Consider the following 12,589-nt stretch of genomic DNA (forward strand, 5'->3'; position numbering starts at 1 on the left):
GATGCTAAAGCTGCGTCACGCTGGTTTCACCTTAATGGAGGTGATGCTAGTGATTTTGTTGATGGGGCTCACAGCTGCGGCTGTGACTATGTCTATTGGCAATTCTGGGCCGCAACAGGCCTTAGATAGAACGGCGCGGCAGTTTATTGCGGCCACTGAAATGGTGCTTGATGAAACCGTTTTAAGTGGCCAGTTTATTGGTATTGTGATTGAGAAAACCAGTTATCAGTTTGTTTTTTATAAAGAAGGTAAGTGGGAGCCTTTGGATAAAGACAGACTCTTATCTGAAAAGCAAATGGAGCCAGGGGTTGTACTGAACTTAGTGCTCGATGGTTTACCTTTGGTACAAGAGGATGAGAAAGACGATTCTTGGTTTGAAGAACCGCTGATTGAACCCTCTGCCGATGATAAGAAGAAACACCCTGAGCCACAGGTCATGCTATTCCCGAGCGGTGAAATGAGCGCTTTTGAGCTGACGTTTATCGCTAAAACTAACAAAGGCCAGCAGGCCGAAACGTTAGTGGTCGGTGATGCGCTGGGCAGATTAACCATAGGGCGCCCCGATGAAACGCGTTAAGGGCATGACCCTACTCGAAGTGATTGTGGCCCTTGCCGTATTTTCGATTGCGGCCGTGTCTATCACTAAAAGTTTGGGCGAGCAGATGGCAAACATGCCGATTCTGGAATCGCGCACTTTGGCACAATGGGTGGCTGATAATCAGATGGTCGATGCCAGACTTGATCCACAGTTTCCTGAAATCGGTAAAAAAGAAGGTCAAGTTGAGCTCGCAGGAAAGGATTGGTATTGGCGTAAAGAAGTGGTGAAAACAACGGACGATAATTTTCGTATGATCCGCATAAGTGTGAGTGAAGACGAACGTTATCAGCGTATTGCCGCACAAGTGAGCAGTTATGTCCTTAAAACTAACTAGTGCGCAGCGGGGATTCACCCTGCTGGAAATGCTGATCGCCATCGCGATTTTCGCCATGATAGGTTTGGCTTCTAATGCGGTACTCAGCACAGTGCTGACTAACGATGAAGTGACGCGCGCGTTTTCAACTCGGCTTAAAGCTCTACAGCAAGGTTTTGGTGCGATTGAGCGTGATCTCGCGCAAATGGTGGCGCGCACGCCAAGATTACTCGAAGGGGGTCGAGGTTCGACCGTCTTCCAAACGGGCAATGATATCTTAGATTCGGAATCAGAAGCCTTAGTGTTTTACCGTTTAGGCTGGTTAAATCCCGATGGTTTATTACCGCGAGGCAGCTTACAGTCGGTGGCGTATGTGGTGCATGAAGGGCGGCTGGAACGTTGGTATTTTCCTTATCCTGAGCCTGAATTTGGCGCCGAGCCGATTAAGACAGTGATTATCGACAAAGTGCTGTCGGTGGAATATTCCTTCTTCATGGAAGACAAGTGGGAGCGTAAAGTCGAGGCGACTAAGTTGCCTAAAGCGATCGCCATGGAGATTGAGATTGAAGGTTTAGGCAAGATCCAACGTAAGTTCTTGTTGCCGCTGGGTGCTGTTGCACCAGAAAAGTCTAAGGATGACGATAATAAAGACGAAAATCCGGACGATACGAACAAAGATAAAGACAAAGATGGAGTCGATGATGGCTCGGGGAACGATCCAGGTGACGGTTCTGGTGATCCAGGTGATGGCGACCCTGAAGATGAGGGCCGCGAATGAGAACCCAATCTCGGTCTAAACAGCGTGGTGTCGCACTGATAGTTGTGCTCTTGATAGTTGCCATGGTGGTGATCATCGCGACAAATATCACAGGCCGTAATCAGTTATCCATGCGTCGAACGTTGAACTTGGCCCAGTACGATCAAGCCTATTGGTACGCGATTTCTGCCGAAGAACTGGCGAAGAAGATTTTAAAACAAGATTTAGACGACTCGGAAGGTCGAGTCCACAGGCAACAATATTGGGCCATGGCCGATGTTGTGTTTCCGGCGGAATACGGTGAAATTGCTGGCAAGATCACTGATATGCGCGCCTGTTTTAACTTAAATGCCTTGTCTGTGACTACGAAAGAGGTGGAAAACAGTCAACCTAAGCTGCCGCTGGCGGCGAAGCAATATAAGGCCTTGTTGGTGAGTTTAGGGATGGACGACTTTAGTGCGGACCGTCTGACCCAGACCTTAAAAGATTATATCGACGAAGACACCACTGCTAGCCCTTATGGTGCCGAAGATGCGGAATACGAAGCGCGAAATGTGCCTTACCGTGCGGCCAATACGCTGATGAATCATCGCAGTGAATTACGGGCAGTGATGGGATACACCCAAGATATCTATTTGAAACTCTTGCCCTATGTATGCGTTATCCCTGGCAATGACAGGCAATTACTGAATGTGAATACCTTGGAAGTAGAGCAAGCGGCACTGTTAGCTGGCATGCTCGAAAATCAGATTTCGGTAGGCGAAGCAGAAAGTATCATCAACCAACGCCCCGGTGATGGCTTTGCCAAGATAGATGATTTTTATGAAAGCTCATCCATGGGAACGATCAAGTGGGAGGGTGCCATGAAGTCGAGCTTTGTCATCGATAGCCAATATTTTTTATTGGCCTCAGGGGCGAAGGTTGATAACGCCGTATTTAGAATGGAAAGTGTGCTCAAAAAGAGCGGCGGCAATAAAATGGAAGTGCTCACCCGTCAGTTTGGTGGCCAAAAATAATGGCAGTGCTCACCCGTCAGGGTTTGATGTTGGTGGCCAAAAATAATGGAAGTGCTCACCCGGCAGGGTTTGATGTTGGTGGACAAAAATAATGGCAGTGCTCACCCGTCAGGGTTTGATGTTGGTGGCCAAAATAATGGAAGTGCTCACCCGGCAGAATCTGGTGGACAAAAATAATAGCAACGAGCTCAGTCACGCTTTCTTGACTGGGACTGGTGGAGAAAAACTGTGAGTGAACGGCTATTTATTCGCTTAGGCAGAACAGCAGAGCAAGCGTGCTCTTGGCTCGTTTGGTCGGAGCAAGAACAGGAAATTATCGCCTCTGGCGAGCTCGCCAATGCCCAAGGTTTGTCGACCTTAACTGAGCGTGCGGGCAATCGTCCCGTCGATGTGTTAGTGCCCGCCGCGGCAATGACGCTCACTAGTGTGCATTTGCCCGAAAAAGGTCAACGCCAAGCCTTGAAAGCCTTGCCTTTTATGCTCGAAGAAGCCTTAGCCGATGATGTCGATGCTATGCATTTTACTGTTGGTCCACGTGACGGTGACGCCTTAAGTGTGGTCGCAGTGGCACATGAGCAAATGCAGACTTGGCTGAGTTGTTTGACCGAAGCGGGTTTAAAAGTGAAGCGCATTGTGCCTGATTGTTTAGCCTTGCCATTGCAAGAGTGCCAATGGGCGGCAATGAATTTTGGCAATGAGCTATTGCTGCGTACCGGATTAGCTTCGGGCCAGAGCTTACCTCTGCCTTGGTTGCCAATTGCGTTAGAACAACTTAAGCCTGCACAGGGCGAAGTCTCTGTCGCCAGTTATACCGAGATGCAACTCGAGGGGGTCGAGCTTAAGCCGCAGTCACTCGAGCTACCTATGTTAGTGTTAGCCCGCGGTATTTTGCATGCACCAGTGAATTTACTGAGCGGCGTTTACACACCGAAGCGTGAATACAGCAAACAGTTGATGATGTGGAAAAGTGCGGCCATCGTTATTGCCATCGCGTGCGTGCTGGCCTTAGTGAATAAAGGGCTGACTATACATCAAGTCAATGGTCAGGTTGCCGATCTTAAAGCCCAGAGTGAATCCATTTATCAGCAAGTGATCCCGGGAAATTCGCGTATTGTTAACCTACGTTCGCAGATGGAAAGTCAATTACGTGCATTGCTGGGACAGGGCAGTGGTGCCGAGTTTTTTGCCATGCTCGATGGTTTACAGGATGCCTTTAAGCAAGTGCCTGAACTTAAACCTAATAGCTTAAGATTCGAAAGTGCTCGTAACGAGATCCGCATGCAAGTGAGTGCGAAAAATTACGCGCAGATCGAGAAGTTTAAAGAGATTGTCGGTCGTCGTTTTCAACTCGACGGCGGCACTATGAATAGCGGTGAAGAGCAAGTCACCAGTACCTTAACCTTGAGGAGCAAATAAGATGGATAATTTGCGGACTTGGTGGCAAGGGCTCGCATCGCGCGAGCAGCAGTTAGTGGGCTTTTGCTCGGTATTTTTAGTCATTGGTATTTTTTATTGGGGTGTTTGGACGCCGATTGCCAATGCTGAAGCCGATGCATTACGTAACCTCAATGCACAACAACAGACGTTGAACTATGTAAAACAAACGGCGAATAAAATAGCGAGTCTTAAGCAGAACGGTGCTAAGCCAACGACGTCGGGCAGTTTAAGCTCAGTGGTTAACCAAACTGCAGGCAATTATGGGTTAGTGATTACTCGCATGCAGCCCCAAGGCGATAAAATCCAAGTGTGGATGGACGATGTTCCTTTTGATGCCTTGTTAGGTTATTTGAGTGAGTTAGTACAGAAGAAAGGACTTTCACTCGAAAGTGTTGATTTGGCTGAGGCCGATGTACCTGGCTATGTCAAAGTGAGGCGTATCCAATTAGCGCAATAAATTAAGGTGTAGCTGTGAGTTTGATAAAAAAAGTCATCATAGGCGTACTGATTTATTTAATATTTTTAGTCGTTCTATTCCCCGCTAAGATTGCGATAGCGTTAGCCCCATTGCCCGCGAATATCAGTGTTTCGGGTGTGAGTGGCAGTATTTGGTCTGGCAGCATAGAAACCTTAAGTATGCCGCAGCGCCAGGTAGAGCAAGTGCGTTGGGATCTGAGTCCTTGGGCGCTATTTTTAGGTAAAGTGAAAGTGGATTTTCAAGTGGGCAGCCGCGCAACACCTGTCAGTGCTAAGGGATTAATTTCTTGGTCTATGGGAGGCTTAAGTGCGCAGGGTTTACGTTTCGAAGCGCCGGATAGCTTTTTACTCGGCAATGCAAAACTGCCTTTTAAAACCGAAATATCCGGTGAAGTTAGCCTATTAGTCGAGACGTTAGAGCAAGGTAAGCCTTGGTGCGAGCAGCTGTCTGGTAAGCTGTTTTTGAATCAAACCAATGTTAAAAACCAGTTTGGCAACTATCCACTAGGCAATATCGAACTCGGCCTTAGTTGCGTTGATGGCAAAGCGCAATTGGCCACAGATGAAACCAAGAACCAGCTTGGTATTGTTGGTACCTTACAGTTAGATGAAGGCAATATGGTGAAGGTTGAGGCTAAGATTAAAGAAACGGCAGAGCAACCAGAAGATATGCGTGAGTCGCTGAATATTTTAGGTAAGCGTGGTGCGGATGGTTATTTCCCTGTGGTATATCAGGGGCGGATCCCTGGGTTATAGGCTGTTTTAGATGAGCACTTAAACTTAATGTGAGTGCTCAGATGTGAAGGCCGTAATGCGAGAGTTGCGATTAAACGTTCGATCCTAAAACAACGCGATGAATAGAAACGAAGGCACCTTAGGTGCCTTTTTTATGGCTTTTTTATCGTGTTAGATCAGTCAGTAGTGAGTGATAGTCGGTAATCGCGGGAAAATCGTGAAAGACTTTGATTGGTTTTTTACTGTCTGGGTTAGCAATCCCTAATTGATGACCCACACCGGCAAGTTTAGCGGCCTTGAGTATGGGTTCGCTATCGTCGATAAAGAGACAGCGACTTGGTTCAAGGTTGAATTGCTTAAACAAGGTCAGCCAAAATTGTGGGTGTTCCTTAGGGTAACCTGTCTCGTGGCTAGAAATCATGTCATCGAGCCCTGCTGCCAGCTCGGTATGTTCAAGCTTTAGGGCAAGACTCTTGGGATGCGCATTGGTCACTAAGATGCGCCGTTTACCTGCAGAGGCCAAGGCCGCTAAAAATGGCATGCTGTCTTGGCGCAGTTGAATACGATCCACTAAAAGTGCGGTGCAAGCCCATAATGTCGAGCTGCAGTTGCTCCTGCCAATAATCGAGACAGTACCAATCGAGCGTGCCTACGACTTTCTCATAGGCGTTCACAACTAATTGCTGCGCTTCGTTGTGGCTCACACCTTGTTGTCGACTCAATTCCTGCGGTACTAAATTCAGCCAAAAATGATTGTCGAAGTGCAAATCCAATAGGGTGCCATCCATATCGAGCAGAACCGTATCGATAGTCTTCCAGTTAAACATGGGTATTTCCTATTTTTGCAAAACTGAATCACGCTTAGCATTGATTGTTGCACTGCGTAATACTCAGTGATGACGATGATTCGAGTCACTTGTATGCTTAAATCTTTGTGCTAGTCTTGGATGATTAATTATTTTTAGTCTGAAAATTAAGCGGTTGGATATGGATATCTGTTCTTTTGCCCTATTAGCTCAAGTTTCAAACTCCCTTAGTTTACAGCAAGAGTTGAATGCTTTACTGCAACAAGACTGGTTACCCCATGTAAATCAGCGTGATTATATGGGTGGTTGGGATGTTCTCGTCTTACGCTGTGCAGCAGAGTATCGCGGTGCTCATCCTATCTTGCAAGCCTTCTCAATTTCTACCGGTCAGCACTGGCAAGATTTGCCTCAACTCGAATCGAGCCCTGCGTTATGCCATTTTCTACAATCCTTAGCCTGCCCAGTGAAATCCGTGCGTTTGATGCGCTTACATGCGGGGGCAAAAATCAAACCCCATAGAGATCAAGGACTCTGCCTAGAACAAGGCGAGGCAAGACTGCATTTGCCACTGCAAACGAATGAGCAACTCAACTTTTACGTGGACGATAAACGTGTACCCATGCAGGCCGGAGAGCTTTGGTATATCAATGCCGACCAAGTCCATTGGGTTGAAAATAAAGGGCAGGATGCGCGGATCAATTTAGTGATTGATTGCGAGGTCAATACTTGGTTAAGGGAGTTAATCGATGCTGCAAAGATCAGAGCTTGAATTAGGGCATAGTTTGGATGTAGCTGTATTAACTCAGTTTGCTAATGCGCTACTACTGTCAACCTCAGCAGGGGAGTCTAAACGGCTCATCGATCCCATGCTGAAGCAGTTGTGCCAAATAGCGGCAGTGGAGTTACACCCCGAGTCTTTTTTGGATACTGAGGCGAGCCATACGCCTTTTGGTAAGGCTGTTTCACTCACTACCGCGGCGCAGTGTGCCGAAGATCCCGAGCGGGGCCGAGTCTTCATACAAGGGATTTATCAAGCAATACAAGATCGTCTAAAGGCTCATCCTGGGCAGATTGTGAACATCTTATACGCGGGGACTGGGCCTTTTGCTTGGTTATTATTACCTCTGCTGCCGTTATTTTCTGCGAGTCAAATTCAAGTGACCTTGCTCGACATTCATCAAGCCTCGTTAGATAAAGTCACTAAGCTTATTGAACACTTTGATTTAGCAGATCGTGTGGTGGAGAGTGTCTGTGCTGATGCCACGCTTTGGCAGCCAAATACAGTCGTAAAGTTTGATGTGATTCTTTCCGAAACCATGAAGCACTTGTTGCAACAGGAGCCGCAAGTGCAAATTTTTACCCATTTACAGGCGTATCTTGCAGATGATGGTGTGCTCATCCCGCAAAATATTGAGTTAGACGCTTGGCTTGAGTGTCGTACTGTGCAGGATTTTGTGGAGACGCATTATTTAGGGCCGTTATTCGCGCTCAACCTACAAACAGCACGCTTGCTTGCCAGTGGAGACCGCAGTTTCTTGGCTGGTACATTACTATTGCCCGATTTCAGTCTGAGTGCAGTAACGCTTAAGTTTACTACCAGCATTCAAGTTTATGGTGAATCGAAGTTGAGCGAAAACCAATCTCAACTCACGTTACCTCGATATCGACGTGAACATTGGCTTAAGCCGCTCTCATGCCTTGCTTTTCGATATGAGCAGGGTACTCATCCCGATTTTGTGTTTGATGTTATAGAGCAAAAACCAGTGCTTGTGTCGAGTGACGATCTGAGCTGCTTAGGCATTTATCATTTGCAGCGGCTTTGGCAAAAGATACAGCTACGCAAATGGGAAGTGCCATTCACTGAACTGGCTAATGAATGGCACTTAGATAAAACCTTGCTGGATCTTTGTGGAATAGGGCTAGAGCCGGGTCTAAGAGCTTTATATCAAAACGATCATCAGTCAGCTTTTGTTGCTTACATTCAGCAAATCGCCAAGCTGACAGCCGCGGATATTGCTGGGATTAATCAGCAATTAGGCGCTATTTTCCATGGATTAACGCCATCGGTCACAGTATCAGAAGTCGAAGACTTCAATTCAGCGGAGGTTGAAGACTCAAATCTGGCGGCAGTACTCAGTGAGTCACAACTCAATTTTTGGCAAAGTGAAGGTTATTTAGTGATCCCGCAAGTACTCACGGCAGAGCAATGCGCCGCAACTCGAGATTTTATTTGGCAGCAGTTAGGATCCAATGAACAAGATCCCACCACTTGGTATCAACCTCATGAGTTTATGCAGAAAATCATGCTGCAACTGTTTCGCCATCCGCAACTGGACGCGAATCGACAAGTCCCCAAAATTCGTCAAGTGTTTGAACTTTTGTGGCAGCGAACGGATTTAGTTATGACAACCGATAGAGTCAGCTTTAATCCACCTGAAACGCCAACTTGGCATTTCCCCGGTCCGGATATGCACTGGGATATGCCGCTACAGCTCCCCGTTAAGTTTGCGACGCAAGGGTTAATTTATTTAACCGATACCAGTGCGGAACAAGGCGCATTCTGTTGTGTCCCCGGATTTCATCTCAAGATAGAGGAGTGGCTTCTCGAACAGAACAAGTCTGATATAGAGCTTCAGCAACAGGATTGGCATCGCTGGCAAGTAAAACCTATAGCGGCTAAAGCGGGAGATTTAATCATTTGGCACCATGCCTTGCCCCATGGCGCCAGTCCTAATCGTGGGACGTTACCGCGTATGGTGCAATACATTAACTTTTACCCTATGGCTTCCTAATGGTTGATTTTAAAGAACAACAGCAACGCTATTGGTTGTTAGTTCATAATCCAACCGCCCTGAGGGAGCTTGGCAAGGTTATGACTCTCACCAACTTTTGCCAATATTTGCGGCTTTTTTGGCACTTACCAGACTGTGGCGATGATAGGTTACTGGCCATCTTGCATACTGGTAATCGACAAAGGATAGAGCCTGATTATTCACTCTTCTGCCAGTTTTGGGCGCCAGCAGACTATGACCCTAAACGCAGAGTATTAGAGTGGATGTCCGCCGCAGAAAAACCGATTCATCCTTTCTACTCGGAGCATATTTCTGCCGTGCGGGGTCAGTTATTGTCCGCCTTGATTAAACCCCAAACTGCTCTGTTACCTGCGCCAAATCTTTCTGGGCTAGTAGAACAAGTGCAGCCTGCCGGATTTATATTTCACCTCTCTCGCTGTGGATCTACCTTAGTGTCGCGCAGTTTTGCGGGGTTATCTAAATGCAGGGTGTTATCTGAATCGCCTTTGCTGACTCAAGTGCTATTGGATAGGAACCTATCAGACACTGAAAGACGCGCAGCTTTAATATTTTGCATTAATACCCAAGGTCAGTTGTTTCATCCTGAACAGCATTTGTTGATTAAATGGAATGCGTGGGATTTGCAGTTTTGGCCATTGATCCTATCACTTTATCCTCAAGTTCCCGTGTTATTGCTACTTAGGGACCCTGTCGAGATCTTAGCCTCACAGCAAAAGTCTGCTGGATATCATATGGTGCGACAACCGTCTCGACCTTTATTCCTTGAATTATCAGTACCAGAGGAGGGGGAGTCGATACTGGATTATCAATGTAAGGTATTGCGCTTGTTATTGGGTTATGGGTTAGAGATGAGTCAGCGTAACCAAGTGATGGTCGTGGATTATCAGGAGTTGTTACCCGCGATAGCGAATAAAATCGCAAATTGGTTTTCGTTGGCTCTCTCTAAAGAAGAGTGCAGCCAAGTCGAACAATGTCAGTTAATACACTCTAAAACAGCCACGCAGCCCTTTGTAGCAGATTCACAATCTAAACAAAGTTTTTTTTCGGCTAAGCAAAAAGAACAGATCCACCGTTATTGTAACTGGTCTAATCTTCACCTTTTTGAAACTAAAGGTTAACATAAATCTTGTATTTTTGTGTGATGTGAACTAGCTTTAGCCAACTATCTATATTAAAAAATATCAGCAAGTTAACGTTTTTATTCTAGGGATGGAAAATGCAATCATGTACTTCAAAGTCGTTAGCCTTTTTTATTCTGCGAACGCATTTCCCTGAGTCTCTCTTTAAACCTGTCATTCGATTTGTTGAGTTTTGCCCGTTAACCCCGAGCTGCCACGACGAATTAAAGAACTATAAAGCGCTGTTAGAGTTACTTATTACAGGGAATGTATTTGATGGTAGAAGACATAGTATTACCTAAAGCCTATTCATTGCGTTATGCGTATAAAAATGACGATGCTTTTGTATTTTCACTATTTTGTTCTGCAAGGACGGAACTGTCTCTATTACCACTTTCCCCACAGCAACGAGAGTTGTTAGTGCAACAACAATACCGCTTACAGCAAGCGGGTTACGCAGCCCAATATCCTCAAGCCATGACTCTGATCATTGAATATCAATCAATTTCTATTGGCAAAATCATACTTAATCCCTCTGTTAACGGTGTCCATATCGTTGACTTTGTCATCGCGCCGCAATTTCGTGGCTATGGTTATGGTTCAGTCATTTTGGACTCGGTAAAAGCCTATGCCCAAGCAAAAGAGGCGAGTGTGAGTCTGAGTGTTGATCGACAAAATATGCGTGCGAAACAGTTATATCTTCGTTTGGGTTTCTCACCTTTTGAAATATCACCTACTCAAGAGTGGCTATCGTGGCCATCACCATAGGTAGTGTTGTTTGAGGGAAGAGGAAAGCGTGTGTAATCAAACAGATGATGTATAGATAGGTTTATTTTTATTAAGGAGTCATGGATGTCTGATTTTTTTCTCGGAGAAATTAAGCTTCTCCCATACAACTGGGCACCTAAGTATTGGACTTTGTGTGCAGGGCAATTATTGCCCATCAACACCAACCAAGCGCTTTTTTCACTCTTGGGTACGACCTACGGTGGCGACGGTATCAATACTTTTGCGTTGCCGGATTTACGTGGTCGCGTACCAGTTCACCCTAATGTTAGTGCAGGTTTGCCTCAGGGCAGTAAGGCGGGTGTTGAAAATGTAACCCTAGTACCTAACAACCTGCCTGTACACAATCACCTTGTGATGGCCAGTTCTACGGCGGGCGATACCACGTTGCTTGCAGGCAATAATATTGCCGCCGCCAAAAATACAGCAGGTGAGGTCAATTTGTATGGGTCCGCTGCAAGTTTACAAGCGTTGGACCCTGCAACTGTATCCAGTACCGGCGGCAATCAAGCCCATGAAAATTGTCAGCCTTCACTGGTAATGAATTATTGCATTGCCACTCAAGGCATTTACCCTTCACGTAACTAGAGGAGAATCACTATGGATCCTTATATCGGTGATATCCGTCTTTTTGCGGGTAGTTTTGCACCTAGAGGTTGGATGTTGTGCGCTGGTCAGCTATTAAGTATTAGTGAGCAAAGCACTCTTTTCGCAATTATCGGAACCACTTATGGTGGTGATGGGGTAACAACATTTCAATTGCCGGATTTGCGCGGTCGCCTTCCGGTTGGGCAGGGTAATGGCCCTGGTCTGACTCCCCGTGTTATCGGTCAGCAGTTTGGTGTTGAATCCGTTACCTTATTAACGCCGCAAATACCTTCACACAGCCATAGTTTGTCGGCGAGTACTGCAAGTCCCTCCACATCACCTAGCCCTATGGGTAATGTCTTTGCCCACAGTAATACCGATAATATTTATGCTCCTTTGCCATCTAGCGGTGCCGATCCCCAAGTTATGAATGCACTCAGTGTGCAAGCCTCAGGGGGAACACAACCACACAATAACATCATGCCTACTACAGCGATAAATTACATCATATGTATTGAAGGCATTTTCCCATCGCGTAATTAAGGAGCGAAATTATGGATCCATTTATAGGTGAAATCCGTTTGTTGCCATTCAGCTTCGCTCCCCACAATTGGGCGCTGTGTAATGGCCAAATATTGTCAATCGCAAGTAATACCGCGTTGTTTTCAATTATCGGAATTACTTATGGTGGCAATGGTACAACCACGTTCCAATTGCCTAATTTGCAGGGGCAGACCGTAGTTGGTGTAGGTCAGGGCCCCGGGCTGAGAACCTGGGATTGGGGCGAACAGTTTGGTGAAAATGGGGTGACGCTGATCTCCACTGAAATGCCAGCACACAACCACACGCTGACCGGTTTGAATAATCAGGGGACTTTGCCTTCTCCGGCAGCGAATACCTATCTTGCGAAGGATGGACGTGGTGGTGGCATAGTCAACTATATGCAGGCAGCACCAGGTACATTAAATACCACTATGGCACCACAGACTTTAGGTCTAAATGGTGGTGGTCTACCCCATGAAAACCGTCAGCCATTTATCGCATTGAATTATTGTATTGCCCTTTATGGTGTATTTCCGGCACGCAATTAATTGATGAATGATCCCGGCATGTTTGTCGGGAAGTTTTTAATAAATATTTTTAAT

At 46.2% G+C, this 12,589-nt stretch carries 15 protein-coding genes and 1 pseudogene; 15 read left to right on the plus strand and 1 reads right to left on the minus strand.

Annotated features, from left to right (window positions below):
* Position 1: 1 nt before the first annotated feature.
* Genes gspH through RA178_RS00845 form a run of 8 tightly spaced genes read left to right on the plus strand, consistent with a single transcriptional unit; the run spans position 2 to position 5,354 of the window.
* Positions 2 to 577, plus strand: a complete 576-nt coding sequence (gene gspH, locus RA178_RS00810) for a type II secretion system minor pseudopilin GspH (RefSeq protein ID WP_113941577.1) — start codon at positions 2 to 4, stop codon at positions 575 to 577.
* Entirely contained in the window at positions 564 to 932 is a 369-nt protein-coding gene (gene gspI, locus RA178_RS00815) for a type II secretion system minor pseudopilin GspI (protein WP_105250998.1), read from the plus strand. Before gspH ends, gspI begins: the two co-directional genes overlap by 14 nt.
* Positions 913 to 1,689 (plus strand): type II secretion system minor pseudopilin GspJ, encoded by a 777-nt coding sequence (gspJ, locus tag RA178_RS00820; RefSeq protein ID WP_131525235.1) that lies wholly within the window; start codon positions 913 to 915, stop codon positions 1,687 to 1,689. Before gspI ends, gspJ begins: the two co-directional genes overlap by 20 nt.
* Positions 1,686 to 2,684, plus strand: a complete 999-nt coding sequence (gspK, locus tag RA178_RS00825; RefSeq protein ID WP_306684126.1) for a type II secretion system minor pseudopilin GspK — start codon at positions 1,686 to 1,688, stop codon at positions 2,682 to 2,684. The genes gspJ and gspK overlap by 4 nt, the downstream gene beginning before the upstream one ends.
* A 45-nt stretch (positions 2,685 to 2,729) precedes the next feature.
* Positions 2,730 to 2,861, plus strand: a complete 132-nt coding sequence (locus RA178_RS00830) for a hypothetical protein (RefSeq protein ID WP_263201166.1) — start codon at positions 2,730 to 2,732, stop codon at positions 2,859 to 2,861.
* A 51-nt stretch (positions 2,862 to 2,912) separates the two neighbouring features.
* Positions 2,913 to 4,100, plus strand: a complete 1,188-nt coding sequence (gspL, locus tag RA178_RS00835; protein ID WP_219251741.1) for a type II secretion system protein GspL — start codon at positions 2,913 to 2,915, stop codon at positions 4,098 to 4,100.
* Position 4,101: 1 nt separating this feature from the next.
* Positions 4,102 to 4,578, plus strand: coding sequence for a type II secretion system protein M (locus tag RA178_RS00840; protein WP_105251002.1), 477 nt, complete (start codon positions 4,102 to 4,104; stop codon positions 4,576 to 4,578).
* Positions 4,579 to 4,592: 14 nt separating this feature from the next.
* Complete coding sequence (locus RA178_RS00845; RefSeq protein ID WP_306684129.1) at positions 4,593 to 5,354, plus strand: type II secretion system protein N; 762 nt, start codon at positions 4,593 to 4,595, stop codon at positions 5,352 to 5,354.
* 142 nt (positions 5,355 to 5,496) lie between these two features.
* On the opposite strand, the pseudogene yrfG reads toward RA178_RS00845, so the two are convergent.
* A pseudogene (gene yrfG / locus RA178_RS00850) lies at positions 5,497 to 6,160 on the minus strand (GMP/IMP nucleotidase).
* A gap of 160 nt (positions 6,161 to 6,320) precedes the next feature.
* On the opposite strand from yrfG, the gene RA178_RS00855 reads away from it, so the two are divergent.
* The 7 genes from RA178_RS00855 to RA178_RS00885 all read left to right on the plus strand — a co-directional run bounded on the left by RA178_RS00855 (position 6,321) and on the right by RA178_RS00885 (position 12,535).
* The gene (locus RA178_RS00855; protein ID WP_306684131.1) at positions 6,321 to 6,908 is read left to right on the plus strand and encodes an aspartyl/asparaginyl beta-hydroxylase domain-containing protein; all 588 of its coding nucleotides are present in this window, start codon (positions 6,321 to 6,323) and stop codon (positions 6,906 to 6,908) included.
* Positions 6,886 to 8,931: a phytanoyl-CoA dioxygenase family protein gene (locus RA178_RS00860; protein WP_306684132.1), complete on the plus strand. Its 2,046-nt coding sequence runs from the start codon at positions 6,886 to 6,888 to the stop codon at positions 8,929 to 8,931. Before RA178_RS00855 ends, RA178_RS00860 begins: the two co-directional genes overlap by 23 nt.
* Entirely contained in the window at positions 8,931 to 10,070 is a 1,140-nt protein-coding gene (locus tag RA178_RS00865) for a sulfotransferase family protein (RefSeq protein WP_306684133.1), read from the plus strand. The genes RA178_RS00860 and RA178_RS00865 overlap by 1 nt, the downstream gene beginning before the upstream one ends.
* A 276-nt stretch (positions 10,071 to 10,346) precedes the next feature.
* On the plus strand, positions 10,347 to 10,838 hold the full coding sequence (locus RA178_RS00870) for a GNAT family N-acetyltransferase (RefSeq protein ID WP_306684135.1): 492 nt from the start codon (positions 10,347 to 10,349) through the stop codon (positions 10,836 to 10,838).
* Positions 10,839 to 10,922: 84 nt separating this feature from the next.
* Positions 10,923 to 11,444, plus strand: coding sequence for a phage tail protein (locus tag RA178_RS00875; RefSeq protein WP_219254595.1), 522 nt, complete (start codon positions 10,923 to 10,925; stop codon positions 11,442 to 11,444).
* 12 nt (positions 11,445 to 11,456) lie between these two features.
* Positions 11,457 to 11,987, plus strand: a complete 531-nt coding sequence (locus tag RA178_RS00880) for a phage tail protein (protein ID WP_168826978.1) — start codon at positions 11,457 to 11,459, stop codon at positions 11,985 to 11,987.
* Between the two features lie 11 nt (positions 11,988 to 11,998).
* Positions 11,999 to 12,535 carry a phage tail protein gene (locus RA178_RS00885; protein WP_113941567.1) on the plus strand — a complete coding sequence of 179 codons (537 nt, stop codon included), beginning with the start codon at positions 11,999 to 12,001 and terminating at the stop codon, positions 12,533 to 12,535.
* The last annotated feature ends 54 nt before the right edge of the window (positions 12,536 to 12,589 follow it).

The sequence above is a fragment of the Shewanella oncorhynchi genome, assembly GCF_030848765.1.
In the GTDB taxonomy this organism is placed as follows: Bacteria; Pseudomonadota; Gammaproteobacteria; order Enterobacterales; family Shewanellaceae; genus Shewanella; species Shewanella oncorhynchi.

Excerpts from the sequence above, each read along its gene's own strand:
- gspH (WP_113941577.1), top strand. The coding sequence starts at position 2 with ATGCTAAAGCTGCGTCACGCTGGTTTCACCTTAATGGAGGTGATGCTA.
- gspI (WP_105250998.1), top strand. The coding sequence starts at position 564 with ATGAAACGCGTTAAGGGCATGACCCTACTCGAAGTGATTGTGGCCCTT.
- gspJ (WP_131525235.1), top strand. The coding sequence starts at position 913 with ATGTCCTTAAAACTAACTAGTGCGCAGCGGGGATTCACCCTGCTGGAA.
- gspK (WP_306684126.1), top strand. The coding sequence starts at position 1,686 with ATGAGAACCCAATCTCGGTCTAAACAGCGTGGTGTCGCACTGATAGTT.
- RA178_RS00830 (WP_263201166.1), top strand. The coding sequence starts at position 2,730 with ATGGAAGTGCTCACCCGGCAGGGTTTGATGTTGGTGGACAAAAATAAT.
- RA178_RS00840 (WP_105251002.1), top strand. The coding sequence starts at position 4,102 with ATGGATAATTTGCGGACTTGGTGGCAAGGGCTCGCATCGCGCGAGCAG.
- RA178_RS00855 (WP_306684131.1), top strand. The coding sequence starts at position 6,321 with ATGGATATCTGTTCTTTTGCCCTATTAGCTCAAGTTTCAAACTCCCTT.
- RA178_RS00860 (WP_306684132.1), top strand. The coding sequence starts at position 6,886 with ATGCTGCAAAGATCAGAGCTTGAATTAGGGCATAGTTTGGATGTAGCT.
- RA178_RS00865 (WP_306684133.1), top strand. The coding sequence starts at position 8,931 with ATGGTTGATTTTAAAGAACAACAGCAACGCTATTGGTTGTTAGTTCAT.
- RA178_RS00870 (WP_306684135.1), top strand. The coding sequence starts at position 10,347 with ATGGTAGAAGACATAGTATTACCTAAAGCCTATTCATTGCGTTATGCG.
- RA178_RS00875 (WP_219254595.1), top strand. The coding sequence starts at position 10,923 with ATGTCTGATTTTTTTCTCGGAGAAATTAAGCTTCTCCCATACAACTGG.
- RA178_RS00880 (WP_168826978.1), top strand. The coding sequence starts at position 11,457 with ATGGATCCTTATATCGGTGATATCCGTCTTTTTGCGGGTAGTTTTGCA.
- RA178_RS00885 (WP_113941567.1), top strand. The coding sequence starts at position 11,999 with ATGGATCCATTTATAGGTGAAATCCGTTTGTTGCCATTCAGCTTCGCT.